We start from the raw sequence: 20919 nt of genomic DNA on the forward strand, positions 1-20919 counted from the left end.
AGGTTCACGGCTCCAGGCGGCGCTGCTGGTGAATCCAGTCGACGATTTCACCATCGGGCGTGTAACCGCTTACCGTTTCGCGCAACAGCTGACGAACTCGCGCGTAATCATCCTCGGCAAGAGCCGCCAACAATACACTAAGGCGCTCCTTAAGCTCGTCCCACGGCAGATGGTCCTCCTGAGCACTCATGATCATCGGGTGGCGGGTAGAGACCACCTCATCGCCTATAAGCAGTTCTTCGTACAGCTTTTCCCCAGGGCGCAGTCCGGTGAACTCGATAGCGATATCTCCGCGAGGATTACCATCGGATTTGATGCTCAGGCCTGAGAGGTGAATCATTTTTTCTGCCAACTCGACGATCTTCACCGGCTCCCCCATGTCCAGCACGAACACATCCCCGCCCCGCCCCATTGAACCTGCCTGGATAACAAGCTGTGCAGCTTCCGGGATGGTCATGAAGTAACGCGTGATCTTGGGGTGAGTGACCGTCAACGGGCCACCGGATTGGATTTGCCTGTAGAACAACGGAATTACCGAACCCGAAGAGCCAAGCACATTGCCGAAACGCACCATAGTGAAACGCGTCTTGTTGACATGCGACACATTGCTGCTGTCTTCGAACAAGACTGGCGCCAGCTCGCGACTCAGCGCCTGTAACGTCATTTCGGCCAACCGCTTGCTGCTGCCCATGACATTGGTGGGGCGTACTGCCTTGTCAGTTGAAATCAGAACGAAGTTGGCAACCTGCGCCTGCAATGCTGCTTGAGCGGTATACAACGTACCGATTACGTTGTTCAGCAGCCCTTCCGACACATTGTGCTCAACCATCGGCACATGCTTGTAAGCAGCCGCATGATAAACCGTCTCGACATGCCAGGCCTTCATTACGTCGAGCAACTGCACCGGGTTTCGTACGCTACCAAGAATGGGCAGCAACCGCGTGGATAGCGAACCTCGCGATACACGCTGCTCCAGCTCCGAGAGGATGCTGTACAGATTGAACTCGCTATGCTCGAACAGAATCAGCACCTTGGGCCTGAGCATCAGGATCTGCCGACACAGCTCCGATCCAATCGACCCTCCGGCCCCCGTGACCATGACTACCTTTGCGCTGACGCAACGTTCAAGCAGGTCATCCTGTGCTGGTACGGCATCTCGGCCCAGCAGGTCGGCAATATCCACTTCCTGCAGATCTTCGACTTTTACCCGGCCGCTGGCCAAGTCCATGAAGCCGGGAACGCTGCGCACATGCAGCGAAAGCCCTTCGAGGAAGCCCAGGATTTCACGTCGGCGAGCACGTGTCGCGGAAGGAATAGCAAGCAGCACCTCCTCTACACCGGTTACCTCGATCATTTTCTCGATATTGTCAGGTGTATAGACCGTCAGTCCAGAGATCACCCGATCGGCAATACTTGCATCGTCGTCGATAAAGGCCACAGGTCGCATCAGCTTGCCCATGCGCAAAGCGGCAATCAATTGATTGCCTGCGGCGCCTGCTCCGTAGACGGCTACCTTGGGCAGACCACCGTTGCGATTGGTAAAAGGCACATGTTGCGTGGCGGCAAACCAGTCACCAAGAAAATACTGGCGAACGGCCAGGCGCAATCCGCCCACCATTACCAGGCTCAGCCACCAGTAATTGAAAATGATCGAGCGCGGCACGATGCGTGTGTGATCGCTGTACCAGTAAACAATCACCCCCAGCACCAATGCAGAGAGGCTGACGGCCTTGAAGATTGCGACCAATGCGTCATTGCCGAAATAGCGCATCACCGCCCGATACATGCCAAAGTAGACAAACAGGGGGATGGTCACGATCGGGGCGCATGCAAACAGCCACAGGTGCGCCTTGATCGGCGCAACGTACTCATCAATACCCAGCCGGACGATGAACGCCAGCCAAAGCGCAACCCACACCACCAGTACATCCACAAGCATTTGAAGCAGGCGCTTGCGGCGCCTCGGCAGCGCCAACAGTGAGGCTCGTAACTGTTCCATATCACCTTCGAATACTTTGTAACGTGTTGGGCAAGACCATCTGCTTGCACACTGCTGCGGTCAGACTGCTTGAACAGCCCATGGCGCAAAAACGCACCCACAGCTCAGACAGCAGCGCTGCGTGCCTGCCTTGATTGAGCATAAATCCAGCATGCCCAAACCAACTCAATCCCCTCGCGCGCCCACTGGCTCCGTCGATGACAGGCTCTCCAAGGCCAGCAGCGCCGCGCTCCAGTCTTCAGGGGTATCGATATCAATTGACTCGAGGTTGTCGTAAACCATCATCGGCACCGTGCCGGGCAGCACGAAACGCCTGTGCTCACGTAGCACATCGGGGGCAATCAGGTAGATCGAACCGCTGAGCGTCCAAGCAGGCTCAAGGTCCTGGGACCTCCTGGAGAGATTTTCCCACCCCAGAAAAGGCTCCATGGAGTCGCCTTCGAGCCTGAAGCACCAGGCGGGGTGCGTGCTGGCGGCACACACACTGACCAGCGGGCGAGAGACATCTTCCCGGAACAGTGCGACCGCTCGGCGTATCGATTCTGCAGTGCGAAACGGAGATGTAGGCTGCAATAGCAACACTCCATCTACCTGACCATGATCTGACTCATATACGTCGAGAGCATGCAGTACAACGTCGACACTCGTCGCTGTATCCGTGGCCAGGTGCGCAGGCCTCAATCCCGGCACGCTTGCGCCGAAGGCCTGCGCAACAGCGCCGATCTGAGCATCATCGGTCGAAACCAGCACTGCACAGGTCGCGTCGCTTTGCAACGCAGCCTCGATAGTCCAGCCAATTAACGGCCGCCCACCCAGCAACTTGATATTCTTTCCGGGCAACCGCTTCGAGCCGCCTCTGGCCGGTACTACTGCAAGAATCTTCATTGCATTGCCACAAAGCTGGAAAGGATAGAAAGACCTACCTTGCCACTCTTTTCGGGATGGAACTGTGCGCCCCACACATTATTGTGGCCTATCACGGCAGCAACGAAAGTGTCGTCATGCTGGCAATTGGCAATCCGGTGGGAAGGATCGGTAGGAACAGCCATGTACGAATGGACGAAGTAAACCGCACTGTTTTCAGGATTGACCGATGCCAATGGGGTTTGCTCCCAGCTCGTTCGGCCTGACGGGAATGTGAGGCTGGACCAGCCGATATGCGGCACCTTCGAGCGCTGCCCATTGCTGTCGAGGGTAGGGATAGGCTCGACCGCCCCTGGAATCAAACCCAGCCCAAAGGAGTGACCATGCTCGCAGCTGCTATCGAGCAGCAATTGCATGCCCAGGCAGATACCCATCAGCGGCCGCCCGGAGCTTGCGAACTCGATAATCGCCTGGTGCATGCCATTGGCAGTCAGGTTGCCCATGGCATCAGCAAAGGCACCCACACCAGGTAGCAGGACTTTGGTGGAGTCTTTTAACCTGTCTGGATCAGACACCACGTTGACCGTAGCGCCGCAATGCTCGAGCGCCCGTCGGACGCTGAACAGGTTGCCAACGCCATAATCAATAACCGTAACAACTTCACTCATAGGACCGCACCCGTACACCAGCAGCAGAAACGTCACGCCGAATATCAGCGATGCAAGCACGTTGGTAATGCAGGATGTCAGCCATAGCCACGGCGTCCGCCCCCGCCCCCACCACACTGATCGCATGCGCGGAGCTGCCCATGCCGCCACTGGCGATCACGGGAATGTCCACAGCCTCGGTAACAGCCGTGACCAGTTCAAGGTCGAATCCCTTGCGTGTCCCTTCACGGTCCACGGAAGTCAACAGCACTTCGCCAGCACCGAGCCGAGCCGCTTCACGCACCCACTCCAATAGATCCTTGCCAGTGGATTCGCGGCCGTTATCGGTAAATACTTCCCAACGCTGCATACCCACGCTTTTGGCCTCGACCGAAAGTACCATGCACTGGCTGCCGAAACGGCGGGCGATCTCGGTAATCAATCCCGGCCTGGCAACGGCGGCAGTATTGACCGCCACCTTGTCGGCGCCACAACGCAGCAGATGCGCAACGTCATCCACCGACCGTACGCCACCACCGACAGTAAGGGGAATGAACACGTTTCTTGCCGTGTTCTCGACCAACTCACTCAGGCTGTTGCGCCCATAAAGGCTCGCAACGCAATCCATGTAGATAAGTTCATCGATACCCTGCTCGTAATAGCGTATGGCAAAATCGTTAGGCACACCGATTTTGCGTAGCCCTTCAAGGTGAATACCCTTGATCAGGTCCTTGCCTTTTACATCGAGTCGGGCAATAAGCCGGGTGTTACTCATTCAGCGTTGCCCTGCGGAGCCCAAGGGGTGTAGCGAAGTTTCCACTCACCATCGACAACATGCCAAAGGTGCGGCGAGCGGAACTTGTCGCAGGTTGCCAAGAACTCTTCACGCGTCATGCTGATGTAATCTAGAAACTCTTTTTCATAGCGTGAAGGGTATTCCCCCTCATAACGCTGCATCAGCGCGATTGCTTCGTCCTTGTCGATGTGATGATTACGAATCTCTTGGGCGGAATCCATCATCGTACGGCCGACACCGAACTTGATCCAGCGTGTGAAATAGAAGAAACCATCAACCTTGTCATCGAGGCTGTTGTATTTGGAGTAGGTGCCTTCGGTACGTACCGGGTTGGCCTCGAAACCGGTGTGCTCCACCGCGTAGTAGTAGGCTTCCTGAGGGACCCACTTGGTGTAGTACCCCAGGTACTTGAAGTCGATACCTTTCTTCTCGAGTACGTCGGGCGCCATTGGAAGGTAGCTGGCCAGGTCGACCATAGGCACGCCGTCGTCAAGGTATTCACCAATGGCTTTGCCACCCAGGTATACATCGCGAATGTCCTTGTCGCCCAGGTAGTCGAGCGAGAAACCTTCACTTTCCACTTCCTGATTTTTCGCGGCATAGCTGGAGGTCTTGTGAGAAATCTTCTCACCGTACTCACCCGGCATTTCCCCGTAAAAAATCAGTGGAATATTAAACTTGGCGGCCATTTTAGCCACAAATGTCTTCTGGCCGAGGATGAACGGCTGAAACGGGTGTAGCAGGTTGATCGTCGCATTGCGGGTCAGCAAACGATGGATCTTACCGTTGGGCGTGTACAGGAAGTTGTCAAAACCACCAACGTGCAACCAATTCTGAAAGTTCTTCCAGCCGATATCGGTATACAGGTGCGGGGACCAGGTCACGGTCAGTGGATTCATACCGTACTTGTACTTCAAAAGGTGGGACTGCATCGCGCTGTCCTTGCCACCGCTACCGCCCACGATGCAGTCGTAGGAGCCGTCGTTCTTGCGGTACTGATTGCACAGTTCCACAAGCTCGCGCTCGCGCTCGGCCCAGTCGATTTCACCTGTTTCCTTGAGCTTGTTGAAGTTACAAGCATGGCACACGCCATTTTCGTCAAAGCTCAGTGTTGTCTTGGTTGAGCTATGACTATGCGCATACTCGTTGCTCGACATCGGCTGCTGGTTGGACATGTTGCAGATTTTGCAAAACTTGACATCCCGCGGCAGGCCGTAAAAAACCTCAAGCTCGCCTTTGGGCAGAGAAAACTTCGAAAGATCAAAAGACGCGCTAGGGGAAATCTTCAACGCAACTCTCCAATAAAATTCAACAATTAGACAGGATACTTATTACGAGCCAGTTGCAGGTCGTCAGGACGTCCCACATCAAGCCAAGGCTCGTGCATCGGGTATGCAATCGTACTTTCGCCCTTCTGCTGGACACGCTCGAACAGCGTAGGCATGTCGCATTGACCGCCCACAACCAGCTCGTCAAGTGCTGCAGGGTCCAAGACGTAGATACCGGCATTCACATGAGTTTTATAGATAGGCTTTTCATCAAAACCGACGATTTTGATGCCCTCCGTACGAATCACCCCGAATGGGTTCTGCCACTCATGAAGCCTAACTGCCATTGTTGCCAACGCTCCATGTCTCAGGTGAAAATCAAGAATTTCACCGTAGCGTATATCACTCAATACATCGCCATTCGTTACAAGGAACGGCAGGGTTGGGCGCGGCGACAACAAACTGATAGCGCCCGCAGTGCCAAGAGGTGAGTCCTCATGAAGGTAAGTGATCTTCACCCCCCACTTGTGGCCGTCTCCAAAATAGTCCTCGATCATATGCCCGAGGTAATGCACAGACACAATGAAATTGACGAAACCATCTGCCTTCGCGCGCTCGATAATCAACTCGAGCATGGGCCTGCCGCCCACCGGCAACATGGGCTTGGGACAGTCTTCGGTGAGTGGCAGCAAACGCTTGCCCAAGCCACCGGCCATGATCACCATTGTGTTTTCGCGTTCAGCAGGTTCCAGCACTTCATCCCACAGGTGCAAGCCTACAACGCGACGTTCTGCATCTATGATCGGTAGTTGATGGACCTTGTTGGCTTGCATCAGGTGCAGAACCATATCGCGCGCCATCTCAGGCGGCACAACCAACGGGCTGAGCGCCATGATCTGCTCCACAGGGCTGCCGAGTTCAAGCCCACGCAGCAAGCCGCGCCTGACATCACCGTCGGTGACACTCCCTTGCAGGCGACCTTGCGGACAAACGACGAGCGCGATTTGCAACCCGGAAGCATCCAGGTTGCTGATCGCCTGCTGAATACTCGAGCCCTGGGCAAGCAACACTTTGCGCCAGAGTTGCTGATCTAGTGGTTTCATGTTTTTTCTGGCCGACTCACATATTTCGATTCATGGATTCGTACTGACGCACTCGTTACCACATGACCTGCGGGTAGGTCTTTGACCAAGGTAGCATCCGCTCCGACGATACCGTACTGACCTATCGGTACGCCTTGTATGGTGACGGAGCCGGCTCCGATGAAGGACTCACTTGCCACGCTGACAGCTCCACACAGCACTGCGGATGGGGGACAGGATATGGCTGCCAAGTATACAGTCGTGATCGATCCTGACCCCAACGACAACACCTGGGCATGCCCACCTGCCCCGAGCAGAAGCACCGGACGCGATGTGCCATCCATCAGCGCCGTCGTCATTCAACTGCCTCGCCGGCTCGATAGTCGCGCGAAGCCTCTATACCGACCATTCCCCACAAGGCAGTAGCCGGCAGCCCCCCGCCGCAACGCGCGGTGGCCAGGTCAGTACGAGAAAATCGCTCACCGGCTGCGATATCACGCGTAACCACCACTTGCTGACGTGCGGCTTTACGTGTGTCCCACTCACTGGGCTGCGGTGACTTTGAGGACGAGCCCAGCGCTTGCTCCAGACCGCGGATCTGCGCAACCATCTCGGCGAGCTCGGTCGGCTCCAGAGAAGCCTTGTGATCCGGGCCAGACATCGTTCGGTCCAACGTGAAGTGTTTTTCAATCACTTTCGCGCCGCGGGCGACAGCTGCCAACGGAATCAACAAGCCCTGGGTATGATCAGAGTAACCGACTTCTAGGCCAAAGGCGTGTTGCAGGGTATCCATCGCCCGCAGGTTCACTTCCGTAAGCGGCGTTGGATACTGCGAGGTGCAGTGAAGCAAGGTCACATGCCCCTTCAGGCGCTCCCTCACCTGGGCTTTGCTCCAGCAACGCCAAACCTGATCCATGCCCAGAGGCTCCTGATCATTGACCAAAGCGTGCGCAATGATTGCCAGCCCCTGCTCGACCTCACTCAATGTCGCCATACCAGTGGAAAGAATCAGTGGTTTGCCCGTACGCGCAAACTGCCACAGCAGCGGGCCATTGGTCAGCTCACCGGATGGTATCTTGAAGAACGGTATGTCCAGCGTACACAGAAATTCGAGGCTGTCTGTATCGAAAGCAGTACTGATGAATTCGATTCCCTTGGCCTTCGCATGCGCCTGCAGGTCCGCATGCCAGGCTCTGGGCAATTCCAATTTCTGAAGCATGGCCAACTGACTTTCAGCCGCGTCGGTGGTCTTCTGCTGATAAAGCGCCTTGGGTGCAGTGGCCGATGCCAGCTTCCGAGCATCGAAGGTCTGAAACTTTACCGCGTCCGCGCCTGCTTGCGCGGCCAACTCGACCAATTGAAAAGCCAGGTCGCGCTGCCCATTGTGGTTTACGCCGGCCTCGGCGATAACGTATATGCCTTCCTCGTTTAATTTTGTCATACGTCAACTCAAATCATGAAATGACTTGTGAACTGAGACGTCACAAGTTTCGAGGATCTGCACGATCTGCTTGGCAGCATCGCCTTGTCCATAAGGGTTTTCAACTTGCTTGCAAGCGGCTGAAAAAGGTTCACTCAACGCCGTTTCAAGGGCGGCGACGATACACGCTTTTTCCGGTAGGCAATGGACGACGGACTCTGCACACAGACGACCTTGCTGGCGCGCACCGATATTCACGGTCGGCACACCGAAGGACGGCACCTCAATGAGCCCACTGGACGAGTTGCCCACAACCGCTGCGGCCTTGCCCACTACGCTGAGATAACGGCGAAAACCCAGCGACGGGATCGCCAGTACACGACCGGCATTGGAGGCCGCGTAATCTTCAATCATGGGAATGAGACCCCGTCCGCCATTATCGGCGTTGGGATAGGTGAGCACTACACCGTAATCGGAAAATTCGTCCAGTGCTCCCAGTAGCGCAGCGAAACTGGAAACAGGGTCTTCCTCCAGAAGCGTTACCGGATGATAGGTCACCAGCAGAAACGGCGAGTTGAAATCAAACGACAACGTCTCTGCCAGCTCAGGCTCGGACAGAACGGGCGTGCGCTTGATATGATCCAGGCCCACCGCCCCTACATTGAACACACGCTCTGGCGCTTCGCCCATCTGGATGACGCGTTGGCGATAGGGGTGCGCCGCGACGAAATGCAGATAGGCCATCTTGCTTATGGCGTGACGAATCGCGTCATCATAGGCCCCTTCGGTAACCTCACCACCATGCAGATGGGCAACCGGAATTCGCATGATCAAGGCAGCCTGAACGATACTCAGTGCCTCAAACCTATCGCCCAACACCACTAGGACGTCAGGCCGCAGTCGATCAAGTGCATCAGCGAAACCCAGCGCACCCAGGCCCATAGATTTGACCGTACCGACATCGGTGTTGGATGACAACAGCATTTCGACCTTGGCGTCGATGACGAAACCATCGTCTTTAATCTGCTGCCAGGTATTACCAAACTCCGGAGACAGGTGCATGCAACTAACAATAACCTGCAGTTCCAGCGACGAACTGGCCTGGATCTCCTTCATCAGCCAATACAGAAGGCCGTACTCTGCCCTTGTACCGGTGAATACGGCGATGCGCCGACTCATGAAGCTGCCCCGGCGGGCACGCTGCTGGGCAGGTTCACCACCCTAGCCTCAAGCCACTGGGCATTGCTCAAATCCCCGGCGATGCACTCGCGGTAAGCCGGCAGATGATTCATCAGGCGCCATATCGGGCGCGTCATCACACCGCTGTCATTGGTGGCCTTGAGCAGCGCATCCCGTTGCTCCAAATCCTGGCAGACAACCGCATTCAACCAGTAATTGGAACGACAGCCCTCGGGCTCGAGCACAAATTGCAAGTCGCTACCGGCCAGTTCGTCAGCATAGCGCATCGCCAAAGCGCGCTTGGCCTCTAGGAATGCGTCGAGTTGCTCGAGCTGGGCACAGCCCAAGGCCGCGTTGATATTCGGCAAGCGATAGTTGTAGCCCACTTCATCATGCACGTATTCGTAGGGATGTGGCTGCTTGGCGGTTGTGGTCAAGTGTTTGGCCTTATTCCCGAGAGCCTCGCCTGCCAACAGCATGCCGCCGCCACCGGTGGTGATGACCTTGTTACCGTTGAAGCTCAGGGTGCCGATCAGACCGAAGGTGCCGGTATGCTGCCCCTTGTAGGTGCTGCCCAGCGATTCAGCAGCATCTTCGACCAATGCAAGCCCCCAGCGACGACACACATCGACCAACTCATCCAGGGCAACCGGATGACCGAAGGTGTGCATCGGCAAGCAGGCCCTGATGACTCGTTCATCCTTTTTCAGACGGCACTGGCCGTCGGCATCGATAAACGCCTCGGCCTCAAGCCACACTGCGAGCGCCGATGGAGAAAGCCCCAGAGTTTCGCGGTCCACATCCACAAACACCGGCTGTGCCCCACAATAGGCGATGGCATTGCAGGTAGCCACAAACGTCAGCGACTGGGTAATCACCAGCTCACCGGGTTTGACACCCGCGAGCAACAACGCGATGTGCAGCGCAGCGGTGCCATTGACGGTTGCAACTGCCCGCGGGCTTCCGGTGTAGCTCTGCATGTCACGTTCGAAGCGATCAACAAAGGCACCTACGCTGGAGACAAACGTAGACGTGATAGTATCGGCTACATACTGCTGCTCGTTGCCCCCAAATACCGGCGCGTGCAACGGTATGAATTCATTGGTGCGATATTGTTCGCGTACAAACCTGACAAGCGAGTCGAACATACCGAACCTCAAACGTTATAGATATTGGCTTTGTATTTGGCAAGATTCTGTGGCTGCGAGAACCATTCCACCGTCTTTTCCAGACCCTGGCGAATGGAGTACTCAGGCTTGAATCCGGTCAAACCATGAATCTTGGAGTTGTCACACCACAGACGGAAAACCTCGGACTTTTCTGGACGAATGCGCTGATCGTCCGTCAGAAACTCGACGTCACTGCCCATCAGCTCACGGATCAGACTGAGGGTGTCACCAACGGAAATCTCGAAATTGGAACCGATGTTGACGGTTTCACCGATCGCACGCTCGCAACGCGCAAGCTCAAGGAATCCTCGGCAAGTGTCAGCAACATAGTTGAAGTCACGAGTAGGGGTCACGTCGCCCAGCTTGATCTGCTTCTGGCCGGCGGCGATCTGACTGATGATGGTCGGAATAACTGCCCGAGCAGACTGGCGAGGGCCATAGGTATTGAACGGACGAGCGATGGTCAACGGCAGATCAAAGGCATTGAAAAAGCTCATCGCCATCGCATCGGCACCAATTTTTGACGCACTGTAAGGCGATTGTGCCTGAAGCGGATGCTTCTCATCGATCGGCACATACTGTGCGGTACCGTACACTTCGCTTGTGGACGTGTGAATGATGCGCTTGACGCCGTTCTCCAGCGCAGCCTGGCAGATGTTCAGGGTCCCTTTGACATTGGTATCCACGTAGCTGTCAGGGGCAACATACGAGTATGGAATGGCAATCAGTGCCGCTAGGTGAAAGACAATATCCACATCTTTTGTAATGTGCTTGCAATAGTGAGGATCCCTCACGTCGCCGTTAAGCACCTCAATCTGCGAAAGACAGTCAACGTCTTCAAGCCAGCCCCAATAGTTGAATGAGTTATATTGGGAAAGCGCCTTAACCTTATAACCTTCACGCACCAGCAACTCGGTCAAATGCGAGCCGATAAATCCGTCAGCGCCGGTCACCAAAACTGTAGTCATCGTTAAACCCTTAAAGTCTCTTTCCCTGACACTTGCTCAGGGGCGACAAAGATATGAATGTACCATCGAAGAAGCTCGCCAAGGGACCTTGGCGCAGCGACTCAACTGATCGTAAGATGCTGCCTGATCGGCACCCCATGCGACCCGTCGCCCCTGCTTGCTCGAGAGAGCTCAGCGGCCGGGACGTCCAGGGCCCTGTCGCCATGCAAGGCTCACCAATAACCCTGCTGCCGCGGCTCCAGCACCAACGCTGCACAAAGCATCAAAAGCGAGCTTTATGCAGCACAAAATTTTCGAACCACTATACACAAAGACAGAACGCTTCTCCATTGCCCCGCTCTGTCAACCTACCCCACGGAGCGGTAGAGGGCTTACGCGAGAGCAATAGGAGCCCTGGATAACCAGACCCTATACCCCGCCCAGTAGCGATGATTGCCTGAGTAACTGTCCAGTTAAAACAACTATCGACCAGGCTCATCCCAACCAACGAAACATTCACCCAAATGGATCACATCGCTTATCAGACCACCCTCGATGCATCACCGATTGCGCACGACACCCAATATCTGGAACTTCCTAACGCAAGAGCGATTACTTCCACCATGGGGTTTTCGCCAGAAGAACCCCACCGAAGCCGAGCAGGCAAAATGCCGCGATGGAGCCTGCGCACTCGAGCTTAGAGACCATCCACGACCTACCGACCACTTTCAGGCAACGAAGGCGCCTGCGTCTTGGCGACCACAGGCACCGCCATTGAAACCTCTTGTGAAAGATGAAGGCGACGCACGACAAGCACATTTCGCATAATCGCCAGAAAAATGCCGAAGACGCCACCAACTACCAAGCCCATCAATATCACTATCAACTTTTTCGGTTGCACTGGCGCCACTGGTACCACCGCAGGCTGATCAATGCTTACCAATCGCATGCTGCTAGCGTCCGCTCCCATACCCTCAAGTCGCGCTCGCTCGGCACGCAACGACTCGATTCCTTTAAGGAACAGCTCGTCATTATCGCGCTTGCGCAATATTTCAACCTCGCGATTATTGGCGAGCACCAAGAGCTGCTTGCGAATCTGTGCAACCTTGGGATCCGAAAAATCGTCCGACTCGCGACGTCGCATTACCTGACGCTCCGCCTCCAGTGCATCTACACCCATGAAGTACAGAGGGATCTGCTGGTTGGTGACCTCGGTTCGATTGATCGTACCGGAGGAATCGCTATTGGCCATGGAAGAAGGCGTTGAAGGCCTCTTCAAACCCAGGGAGCGCGCTATTGTGATGGCCTCATTCAACTGGGCAATACGATCCTCCCTCAGCAACTTGAGCTGGGCACGCAACGCCTTCAACTCATCCTGCAACTGGGCGCGCTTCAGACGATCAGCCTCTAGCAACTCGGCGATTCGCCCCTGCTTCGTAGCATCATAGTTACTGCGTGCAGCAGCTAGCTTCGCATCTACTTCAGCCAGCCGATTGCTGACGATAACCTTTAGGTCGTCAGAAATGTGTCGGCGCTCGTTATCAATTGCGTACTCAATCAATCCGTTGAGCGCGTCAGGGCCATTGATGCCCTGCGGGTAGCGCATCTGCATACTTACGCTTGTGGAGAACGCGGCGGGCTTCTGAACGTCCGTCTGCACCTTCATCTGCAGATCGCGGTTGAACCTCTCGAATGCGTGCGCTGGTGCACCGTAGGCCCCAACAAACTGCTCTTGCAACTGCGGGTTAGCCTGATAGAAGCCAAGGCGGACCTCATAGGAATCCACAGCAGAGGCAACCCGCATCAGTGCCTCATCCGGCGACAGCGAGTAGACACCTGAACGATTCAACGCATCCAGATCATTCAGTGGAACAGAGCGCAGCACTGCACTGGTTTCATACTCTGGCGTGGCTGTAAAAGCGTAAATGGCCCCCAGCGCAGCGAACACCAGCGAGGAAGCGACGATCAATTTTTTCTGCTGCCAGACCACCTGGGCGGTCGCCAGAAAATCAAATTCACCTTGTGCGATGACCGGGGGTATACGGGAAACACTTGTCACATTTAAACCTGCTCTGGCTGATATACACGTACCGTGTCTGACAGACAAGCACCTATACACTACCGGCGAACTCGCCGAATAGAGCCACTGGGCACACTGCCGCGTCAATTTGCATGCATTGTGCCACCTAATCGCGCCGTGCTCCATACAGGACGCGTCAAGCGCCCTTCACCTAGGAGCGTACGCCGCGATTACTCAACCATACATGCTTCAACAGTGCCAAGATCATCCCCAAGAATAGACCAACCAAAACACCCAGCAGGATGATCAACGCCTTCTTCGGACTGACCGGCATATCAGGCGATTCGACCCCTCCATCCTGCCGATAGACTTCTACAGTGGCCGGATCGATAGCCAACGACTGATAGAATTCGAAATCAGCCTGTTGCTCACGCAATTTGGATATAAAAGGATCGTCCGAACTCCGCCGCTCCAAATTATTGATTTCCGCCTCCAGCGCCTCGCTTCCCCGCATATAGGTCAGCGCCCCGTCCATATTTGCAGAAAGCTCCTTGGCGATATCTCCACTGATGATCGGCGGTCTTACCAACCCAATGGACTTGGCGATAATCAGCGCCTCCTTGAGTTGCGCAATTCGGTCCTCTCGCTTGTGCGCCCCAGTCTCGCGCGCCAAGGCAATCTGCCGCTCAAGGTTATTTGCCTTGACCATAGCGTCAGCTTTCACATCCTTGAGCACCTCGCTTTTCGCTCGCTCTCCTGCCATTTGCACATAGCGCATCGCCCACTGTGCAGCCAAGTGCGGGTCAGATAGCTTGACAGCAACAGAGTAACGCCCGGGTGACTCGGGATTCACAAGCTCTAACACCAGCACCTTGCTCATCTGGTTATAAAGGTCATCCTGGGAACGCCGCCCCTCTCGCTGAGCCAACCAGGGCAGGTAATTCGATTCGAAAAACTCACGACGCAATGACTCGGACTGCAACACACGCGAGTACACACCCGCAATGTCTTTTACTGACAGCATCATCAACCCCGAGCTACCACCGCGACCGTAGTTGAGATGAGCAATATCATTCTGGGTGGGAGGCTGCACAAACACCTTGGCTTCGTAGATCGGAGTAACCAGCATGCTGTACGCCACAGCAACTGCCCCCACCAGAAGTGTCGTCACGAGAACCAATAGCCTGTGCCGCCACAATCGAGCCATCAGCTCCACAAGATCAATTTCATCATCTCTAATCACTCGCTCACGGTCGCTGGACATTTATTTTGTGGTTCCCTGGGTCCATTTTCTTTTGAAACCAACCATTTAGATTGGAAGGTCAGTAAACGGCAGATAGCAAAATGATGTCATTGACATATAATTCTTTAATAAATCATAGCTTAGTGACGTTTTTGGCAACCTGCCTGGTGACGACGACATTTTCTTTACGCGCATGCGGCACCGATGCAGAGGCATCTGATAAGGCAACATTCAGATAAGTTCCCAGCGCAAAAGCAAAAGCCACAACACTACTTTCACCCACCTGGCTCACATGCCGACGCACAATGGCAATACTTGGGGCAGTACGTAGCCGGCATCGAGATCAGCATGTGCCAGCATAATCTGCTGCAGCATGGCGGTTGAAAGCATGATCAATCGCCAGATGAATGCGAGGTAGACAGCGGGCCCGAGCGGCCATCCCGCGGATACCGATGCGCAAACCAAAAGAGAGGAGAAACAGAGAGGAAGGAGGGCTTGATAATAGGCTGAAACGCCATAGATAGCGCGGTGATGAGGAATCGAGAGTAAAACATGCGCGGCCCATTCCAGGGTATTCAATGGAGCGCCATTACCCCATAAAAGATCGCCGCCGCCACGTGGCATCTTCGCTCAAAAGCTGTAGGAAGATTCTGCATTTTACAGCCAGATGAGCTGCGTTACCGACTCATACGCCTAGCACGACTTCTGGCACGCACTGCAACATATGCCCCCATCACCGGCCCAACCAGCAACCCACCCACCAAGGCAACCAGCACCACAACCGACAACGGCAACGCCGGCGCAGCCCACCCAAACAGCACCAATGCCACCGACTGCTGGTTCTCCAGCACAAACAGCAGCACCACCGCCGCAACGGCCAGCACCACCAGCGCCAGCACTACACGCTTGAGGTTACGCATGACTTGCTCCTTGCTCAGCGGCCATCATGCGCCCTCCTCCTCATCGTTGACCCGATCACGCAGCTCTTTACCGGGCTTGAAATGCGGCACGAACTTGCCGTCCAGACTCACCGACTGACCCGTCTTCGGGTTACGGCCCAAGCGCGGCGCCCGGTAATGCAGCGAGAAGCTGCCAAAGCCACGGATCTCGATTCGATCCCCTGTAGCCAGGCACTGGGACATCTGCTCAAGCATGGTCTTGATGGCCAGCTCCACATCCTTCGATGAAAGCAGCCCTTGATGGGTGACAATACGTTCGATCAGCTCCGACTTCGTCATATTTTTCCCTTCTTTATCAAGCAGCTAGATCATTGCTTACTCTGTTTGTAGCACGCCCTAGCTGATTTGAACAGGGTGGTTCTTGACTTAATAAAATTTTCAAGATTTGCGCACAAGGGTGACAACTGAGTGCCGCTGCCCGCAGGTGAGGCGGGGCAAGGGATTGGCGCATTTGCTTCGCCCTGACGTGGACGAATCCGCCCTGGCGGAACACAGGAAGGCATGGGACCCCCTGCAGACTCATCCGCAAACAGACATGAATCGCAGGCACAAAAAAGGGCGACCGAAGTCGCCCTTTTTAATGATCAAGCAGAACTCAGTTCTGTTTGGCCATTGCTTCGCGCAGCAGTGCAGCCATGGTGGTATCGGCGGCAGCTTCCGGAGCGGCTTTCAGGCTCTGGATTGCTTCTTTCTCTTCAGCATCGTCTTTCGACTTGATGGAGAGGTTGATTACGCGGCTCTTGCGGTCAACGCTGATGATCTTGGCTTCAACTTCTTCGCCTTCCTTCAGGACGTTACGCGCGTCTTCAACGCGGTCACGGCTGATTTCGGAAGCTTTCAGAGTGGCTTCGATATCGTCGGCCAGGGTGATGATAGCACCCTTGGCGTCAACTTCTTTAACGATACCTTTTACGATAGCGCCTTTGTCGTTGACAGCAACGTAGTTGGAGAACGGATCGTCTTCCAGCTGCTTGATACCCAGGGAGATACGCTCGCGCTCTGGGTCAACCGACAGGATGACGGTGTCCAGCTCGTCGCCCTTCTTGAAGCGACGTACGGCTTCTTCGCCCACTTCGTTCCAGGAGATGTCGGACAGGTGAACCAGACCGTCGATGCCGCCGTCCAGACCAATGAAGATACCGAAATCGGTGATCGACTTGATGGTGCCGGAGATCTTGTCGCCCTTGTTGAACTGGCCAGAGAAGTCTTCCCATGGGTTCGACTTGCACTGCTTGATGCCCAGGGAGATACGACGACGCTCTTCGTCGATGTCCAGAACCATGACTTCCACTTCGTCGCCGACTTGTACGACTTTCGAAGGGTGGATGTTCTTGTTGGTCCAGTCCATTTCGGAAACGTGTACCAGGCCTTCCACGCCTTCTTCCAGCTCTGCGAAGCAGCCGTAGTCGGTCAGGTTGGTGACGCGCGCCATGACGCGGGTGCTTTCTGGGTAACGTGCCTTGATAGCAACCCATGGGTCTTCGCCCAGTTGCTTCAGGCCCAGCGAAACGCGGTTACGCTCACGATCGTACTTCAGTACCTTGACGTCGATCTCGTCGCCAACGTTGACGATTTCCGACGGGTGCTTGATACGCTTCCAGGCCATGTCGGTGATGTGCAGCAGGCCATCAACGCCGCCCAGGTCAACGAATGCGCCGTAGTCGGTGAGGTTCTTGACGATACCTTTGACTTGCTGGCCTTCCTGCAGCGATTCCAGCAGAGCTTCGCGCTCGGCGCTGTTTTCGGCTTCCAGGACACTGCGACGGGAAACGACAACGTTGTTGCGCTTCTGGTCCAGCTTGATGACCTTGAATTCCAGCTCTTTGCCTTCGAGGTGGGTGGTGTCACGCACAGGGCGGACATCAACCAGGGAGCCCGGCAGGAACGCACGGATACCGTTAACGTCGACAGTGAAGCCGCCTTTAACCTTACCGTTGATAACGCCCTTGACCACTTCTTCGGCGGCGAAAGCTGCTTCCAGAACAATCCAGCACTCGGCGCGCTTGGCTTTTTCACGGGACAGCTTGGTTTCGCCAAAGCCGTCTTCGACCGCGTCCAGCGCAACGTGAACTTCGTCACCGACCTTGATGGTCAGCTCGCCAGCTTCGTTGTAGAACTGCTCGAGCGGGATGACGCCCTCGGACTTCAGACCGGCGTGGACAGTAACCCAGTCACCGTCGATATCGACAACGATACCGGTGATGATCGCACCTGGTTGAAGGTTGAGGGTTTTCAGGCTTTCTTCAAAGAGTTCTGCAAAGCTTTCGCTCATTTTAATTCCTGTAGATTAGGGCGAGACATACGCCCATCAGCCACATTCCAGACAATGTGGGTTTCGTTCATATAAAGGGAAAGCCTGCAGGACGTTGACTGGTGCCCCTGCATGCCGCCCTGTATCAGGCGATATCGCGAAGTGCGATCTCGCTTCTGATGCGTTGCAACACCTGCTCGATGGACAATTCCGTGGAATCCAGCTGGATTGCATCGGCCGCCGGCTTGAGCGGGGCCACTGCGCGCTGGGTGTCGCGCTCATCACGCGCACGTATCTCATCTAGCAGACTCGACAGACTAACATCATCGCCCTTGCCCTTCAACTGCAAGTAACGACGACGCGCCCGCTCCTCGGCGCTGGCCGTGAGGAAAATCTTCAAGGGCGCGTCTGGAAACACCACCGTCCCCATGTCGCGCCCATCGGCGATCAGGCCGGGCGACTCCTGAAACGCCCGCTGGCGCTGCAGCAGCGCATCACGCACCGCCGGCAGCGAAGCCACCATCGATGCGCCAGCGCCCACGGTTTCGGTACGGATCACATTGCTCACATCATCCCCCTCGAGGATGATCTGCTGCAACTTGCCCGGCTCGGCGGCGATGAACTGCACGTCCAGATGGGCGGCCAGCTTGACCAGCAGCTCTTCATTGGCCAGGTCGACACCGTGGTTGCCGGCGGCGAATGCCAGGAGGCGGTACAGAGCCCCGGAATCCAGCAGCTTCCAGCCCAGCTCGCGGGCCAGCATGCCGGCAACGGTACCCTTGCCAGAACCGCTAGGCCCGTCGATGGTGATGACCGGTGCCAGCGCGTTCACGACTTGCCCTCTTCAGCTACGCGGATGCCGACTTCGGCACACAGCGCGAGGAAGTTGGGGAACGAGGTGGCGACGTTGGCACAGTCATGGATGCGAATCGGCGCGCAAGCGCGCAGCGAGGCGACGCTGAAGGCCATGGAGATACGGTGGTCGCCATGCCCATGCACTTCGCCGCCACCGATGCTGCCGCCGTCGATGATGATGCCGTCCGGGGTAGGTTCGCACTTCACGCCCAGCGCCAGCAGGCCGTCGGCCATGACCTGGATGCGATCCGACTCCTTCACCCGCAGCTCTTCGGCGCCGCGCAGCACGGTACGCCCTTCGGCACAGGCCGCAGCCACGAACAGCACCGGGAACTCGTCGATCGCCAGGGGCACCAGGTGCTCCGGAATCTCGATACCCTTGAGCCTGGCGCCGCGCACTCGCAGGTCGGCTACCGGCTCGCCGCCGACTTCACGCTGGTTTTCCAGGGTGATATCGCCGCCCATCAGTTGCAGAATGTCGATGACACCGGTGCGGGTCGGGTTGATGCCGACGTGCTCCAGTACCAGCTCCGAACCCTCGGCAATCGAGGCCGCGACCAGGAAGAAGGCCGCCGAGGAGATATCGGCCGGCACCTCGATGTGGGTGGCGGTCAGCTTGCCACCGGACTCCAGCGAGGCGGTAGGGCCATCGACGCTCACGCTGTAGCCAAAACCGCGCAGCATGCGCTCGGTATGGTCACGGGTAGGCGCAGGCTCGGTGACGGTAGTCTTGCCCTGGGCATACAGGCCGGCCAGCAACAGGCAGGATTTGACCTGGGCACTGGCCATCGGCAGTTTGTAATCCAGCGCCTTGAGCGTATGGCCACCGCGGATGGTCATCGGCGGGCGGCCCTCGGCGGCGGTCTCGATGACCGCACCCATTTCGCGCAGCGGGTTGGCCACACGGTTCATCGGGCGCTTGGACAGCGAAGCATCGCCGGTCAGCACGGTGTCGAACGGCTGCGCGGCCAGCAGGCCGGACAGCAGGCGCATCGAGGTACCCGAGTTGCCCAGGTAGATCGGGCCAGGCGGCGGCTTGAGGCCATTGAGCCCCACCCCGTGAATGGTCACGCGACCATGGTGCGGGCCTTCGATGACCACGCCCATGTCGCGGAACGCCTGCAGGGTCGCCAGCGCATCCTCACCCTCGAGGAAGCCTTCCACCTCGGTGGTGCCTTCGGCCAGGGAGCCGAGCATGATCGAGCGGTGAGAAATCGATTTGTCGCCTGGTACGCGAATACGGCCGGACAGGCGGCCACCAGGTTGTGCCAGGAAAATCAGGTCGTTGGAGTTCATAGCGTCCACATAGGCCCGACGGGCCAGGATTTTACTGAAATGCTCGCGGGCAACCCGGGCGCGGGTGAAAACGCCCAGCAGCTGGTGCCCATCCCCTGCATCGACCGCGTCGCGCAAGGCGTCGAGGTCGCTGCGAAATGTATCCAGTGTGCGCAGGACAGCCTCGCGATTGGCGAGGAAGATGTCATGCCACATGACCGGGTCGCTTCCGGCGATTCTTGTGAAATCGCGGAACCCACCGGCAGCGTAACGGAAGATATCGAGGTTTTCATTGCGCTTGGCCAGCGAATCGACCAGGCCGAAAGCCAGCAGATGCGGCAGATGACTGGTTGCCGCCAGCACTTCGTCGTGGCGCTCCACCTGCATGTGCTCGACATCGGCATCCAGCGCACGCCACAGGCGATCGACCAGCGCCAGGGCGGCCGGGTCGGTTTCTGCCAGCGGCGTGAGAATCACCTTGTGACGACGGAACAGGGCGGCATTGGAGGCCTCCACCCCACTCTGCTCGGAGCCCGCGATCGGATGGCCAGGTACGAAACGCGGCAGCTTCTCGGCAAAGGCTTCGCGCGCAGCACGCACCACGTTGCCCTTGGCGCTGCCCACATCAGTCAGCACCGCCGCACCCAGGTCAAGCTGCGCCAGGCGCGCCAGGAGCTTTTCCATGGCCAGGATCGGCACCGCCAGCTGGATCACGTCAGCCCCGACACAGGCCGCAGCCAGGTCCTCTTCACAACGGTCGACCACACCCAGCTCGACCGCCAGCTTGCGCGATTGCGGGTCCAGGTCGACACCGACCACCTCGCGGCACAGGCCACTTTCACGCAGGCCCTTGGCGAACGAGCCGCCAATCAGGCCCAGGCCCACCACCACCAGCCGGCCAATGACGGGCCCGCCTTGCTTTACGACTTCAACCACGGAGCAGGA

The 20919-nt window shown here is 56.7% G+C and carries 18 protein-coding genes; all 18 read right to left on the minus strand.

What is annotated here, in order from left to right:
* Positions 1-4: 4 nt before the first annotated feature.
* Complete coding sequence (locus tag LOY33_RS18530) at positions 5-1999, minus strand: nucleoside-diphosphate sugar epimerase/dehydratase (RefSeq protein WP_258659544.1); 1995 nt, start codon at positions 1997-1999, stop codon at positions 5-7.
* A 165-nt stretch (positions 2000-2164) separates the two neighbouring features.
* Positions 2165-2884, minus strand: a complete 720-nt coding sequence (locus LOY33_RS18535) for a cytidylyltransferase domain-containing protein (protein WP_054915850.1) — start codon at positions 2882-2884, stop codon at positions 2165-2167.
* Entirely contained in the window at positions 2881-3531 is a 651-nt protein-coding gene (gene hisH / locus LOY33_RS18540; protein WP_258659546.1) for an imidazole glycerol phosphate synthase subunit HisH, read from the minus strand. Before hisH ends, LOY33_RS18535 begins: the two co-directional genes overlap by 4 nt.
* The gene (gene hisF, locus LOY33_RS18545; protein ID WP_258659548.1) at positions 3524-4285 is read right to left on the minus strand and encodes an imidazole glycerol phosphate synthase subunit HisF; all 762 of its coding nucleotides are present in this window, start codon (positions 4283-4285) and stop codon (positions 3524-3526) included. The genes hisH and hisF overlap by 8 nt, the downstream gene beginning before the upstream one ends.
* Positions 4282-5595, minus strand: a complete 1314-nt coding sequence (locus LOY33_RS18550) for an N-acetyl sugar amidotransferase (protein WP_258659549.1) — start codon at positions 5593-5595, stop codon at positions 4282-4284. The genes hisF and LOY33_RS18550 overlap by 4 nt, the downstream gene beginning before the upstream one ends.
* A gap of 26 nt (positions 5596-5621) precedes the next feature.
* Positions 5622-6677: a nucleotidyltransferase family protein gene (locus tag LOY33_RS18555; protein ID WP_258659552.1), complete on the minus strand. Its 1056-nt coding sequence runs from the start codon at positions 6675-6677 to the stop codon at positions 5622-5624.
* Between the two features lie 334 nt (positions 6678-7011).
* Positions 7012-8097, minus strand: coding sequence for an N-acetylneuraminate synthase (neuB, locus tag LOY33_RS18560; protein WP_258659556.1), 1086 nt, complete (start codon positions 8095-8097; stop codon positions 7012-7014).
* 3 nt (positions 8098-8100) lie between these two features.
* Complete coding sequence (neuC, locus tag LOY33_RS18565; RefSeq protein WP_258659558.1) at positions 8101-9255, minus strand: UDP-N-acetylglucosamine 2-epimerase; 1155 nt, start codon at positions 9253-9255, stop codon at positions 8101-8103.
* Positions 9252-10403 carry a LegC family aminotransferase gene (locus LOY33_RS18570; RefSeq protein WP_258659560.1) on the minus strand — a complete coding sequence of 384 codons (1152 nt, stop codon included), beginning with the start codon at positions 10401-10403 and terminating at the stop codon, positions 9252-9254. The genes neuC and LOY33_RS18570 overlap by 4 nt, the downstream gene beginning before the upstream one ends.
* A gap of 8 nt (positions 10404-10411) precedes the next feature.
* The gene (locus LOY33_RS18575) at positions 10412-11392 is read right to left on the minus strand and encodes an NAD-dependent 4,6-dehydratase LegB (RefSeq protein ID WP_043862684.1); all 981 of its coding nucleotides are present in this window, start codon (positions 11390-11392) and stop codon (positions 10412-10414) included.
* 694 nt (positions 11393-12086) lie between these two features.
* Complete coding sequence (locus LOY33_RS18580; protein ID WP_258659562.1) at positions 12087-13430, minus strand: Wzz/FepE/Etk N-terminal domain-containing protein; 1344 nt, start codon at positions 13428-13430, stop codon at positions 12087-12089.
* A 172-nt stretch (positions 13431-13602) separates the two neighbouring features.
* Positions 13603-14655 carry a Wzz/FepE/Etk N-terminal domain-containing protein gene (locus LOY33_RS18585; RefSeq protein ID WP_258659563.1) on the minus strand — a complete coding sequence of 351 codons (1053 nt, stop codon included), beginning with the start codon at positions 14653-14655 and terminating at the stop codon, positions 13603-13605.
* Between the two features lie 267 nt (positions 14656-14922).
* The gene (locus LOY33_RS18590; RefSeq protein WP_258659566.1) at positions 14923-15213 is read right to left on the minus strand and encodes a hypothetical protein; all 291 of its coding nucleotides are present in this window, start codon (positions 15211-15213) and stop codon (positions 14923-14925) included.
* Positions 15214-15311: 98 nt separating this feature from the next.
* Entirely contained in the window at positions 15312-15554 is a 243-nt protein-coding gene (locus LOY33_RS18595) for a lipopolysaccharide assembly protein LapA domain-containing protein (protein ID WP_043862682.1), read from the minus strand.
* Between the two features lie 24 nt (positions 15555-15578).
* Positions 15579-15872: an integration host factor subunit beta gene (ihfB, locus tag LOY33_RS18600; RefSeq protein WP_043862681.1), complete on the minus strand. Its 294-nt coding sequence runs from the start codon at positions 15870-15872 to the stop codon at positions 15579-15581.
* Positions 15873-16188: 316 nt separating this feature from the next.
* Positions 16189-17865: a 30S ribosomal protein S1 gene (gene rpsA, locus LOY33_RS18605; protein WP_043862680.1), complete on the minus strand. Its 1677-nt coding sequence runs from the start codon at positions 17863-17865 to the stop codon at positions 16189-16191.
* A gap of 124 nt (positions 17866-17989) precedes the next feature.
* The gene (gene cmk / locus LOY33_RS18610; RefSeq protein ID WP_258659575.1) at positions 17990-18676 is read right to left on the minus strand and encodes a (d)CMP kinase; all 687 of its coding nucleotides are present in this window, start codon (positions 18674-18676) and stop codon (positions 17990-17992) included.
* Entirely contained in the window at positions 18673-20910 is a 2238-nt protein-coding gene (locus tag LOY33_RS18615; protein ID WP_043862678.1) for a bifunctional prephenate dehydrogenase/3-phosphoshikimate 1-carboxyvinyltransferase, read from the minus strand. The genes cmk and LOY33_RS18615 overlap by 4 nt, the downstream gene beginning before the upstream one ends.
* Positions 20911-20919: the final 9 nt, after the last annotated feature.

It is taken from the genome of Pseudomonas sp. B21-036 (genome assembly GCF_024748925.1).
GTDB classification, from domain to species: Bacteria; Pseudomonadota; Gammaproteobacteria; order Pseudomonadales; family Pseudomonadaceae; genus Aquipseudomonas; species Aquipseudomonas palmensis.

Excerpts from the sequence above, each read along its gene's own strand:
- neuC (WP_258659558.1), bottom strand. The coding sequence starts at position 9,255 with ATGAGTCGGCGCATCGCCGTATTCACCGGTACAAGGGCAGAGTACGGC.
- LOY33_RS18555 (WP_258659552.1), bottom strand. The coding sequence starts at position 6,677 with ATGAAACCACTAGATCAGCAACTCTGGCGCAAAGTGTTGCTTGCCCAG.
- hisH (WP_258659546.1), bottom strand. The coding sequence starts at position 3,531 with ATGAGTGAAGTTGTTACGGTTATTGATTATGGCGTTGGCAACCTGTTC.
- ihfB (WP_043862681.1), bottom strand. The coding sequence starts at position 15,872 with ATGACGAAGTCGGAGCTGATCGAACGTATTGTCACCCATCAAGGGCTG.
- neuB (WP_258659556.1), bottom strand. The coding sequence starts at position 8,097 with ATGACAAAATTAAACGAGGAAGGCATATACGTTATCGCCGAGGCCGGC.
- LOY33_RS18530 (WP_258659544.1), bottom strand. The coding sequence starts at position 1,999 with ATGGAACAGTTACGAGCCTCACTGTTGGCGCTGCCGAGGCGCCGCAAG.
- LOY33_RS18575 (WP_043862684.1), bottom strand. The coding sequence starts at position 11,392 with ATGACTACAGTTTTGGTGACCGGCGCTGACGGATTTATCGGCTCGCAT.
- hisF (WP_258659548.1), bottom strand. The coding sequence starts at position 4,285 with ATGAGTAACACCCGGCTTATTGCCCGACTCGATGTAAAAGGCAAGGAC.
- LOY33_RS18535 (WP_054915850.1), bottom strand. The coding sequence starts at position 2,884 with ATGAAGATTCTTGCAGTAGTACCGGCCAGAGGCGGCTCGAAGCGGTTG.
- LOY33_RS18595 (WP_043862682.1), bottom strand. The coding sequence starts at position 15,554 with ATGCGTAACCTCAAGCGTGTAGTGCTGGCGCTGGTGGTGCTGGCCGTT.
- LOY33_RS18585 (WP_258659563.1), bottom strand. The coding sequence starts at position 14,655 with ATGTCCAGCGACCGTGAGCGAGTGATTAGAGATGATGAAATTGATCTT.
- LOY33_RS18570 (WP_258659560.1), bottom strand. The coding sequence starts at position 10,403 with ATGTTCGACTCGCTTGTCAGGTTTGTACGCGAACAATATCGCACCAAT.
- rpsA (WP_043862680.1), bottom strand. The coding sequence starts at position 17,865 with ATGAGCGAAAGCTTTGCAGAACTCTTTGAAGAAAGCCTGAAAACCCTC.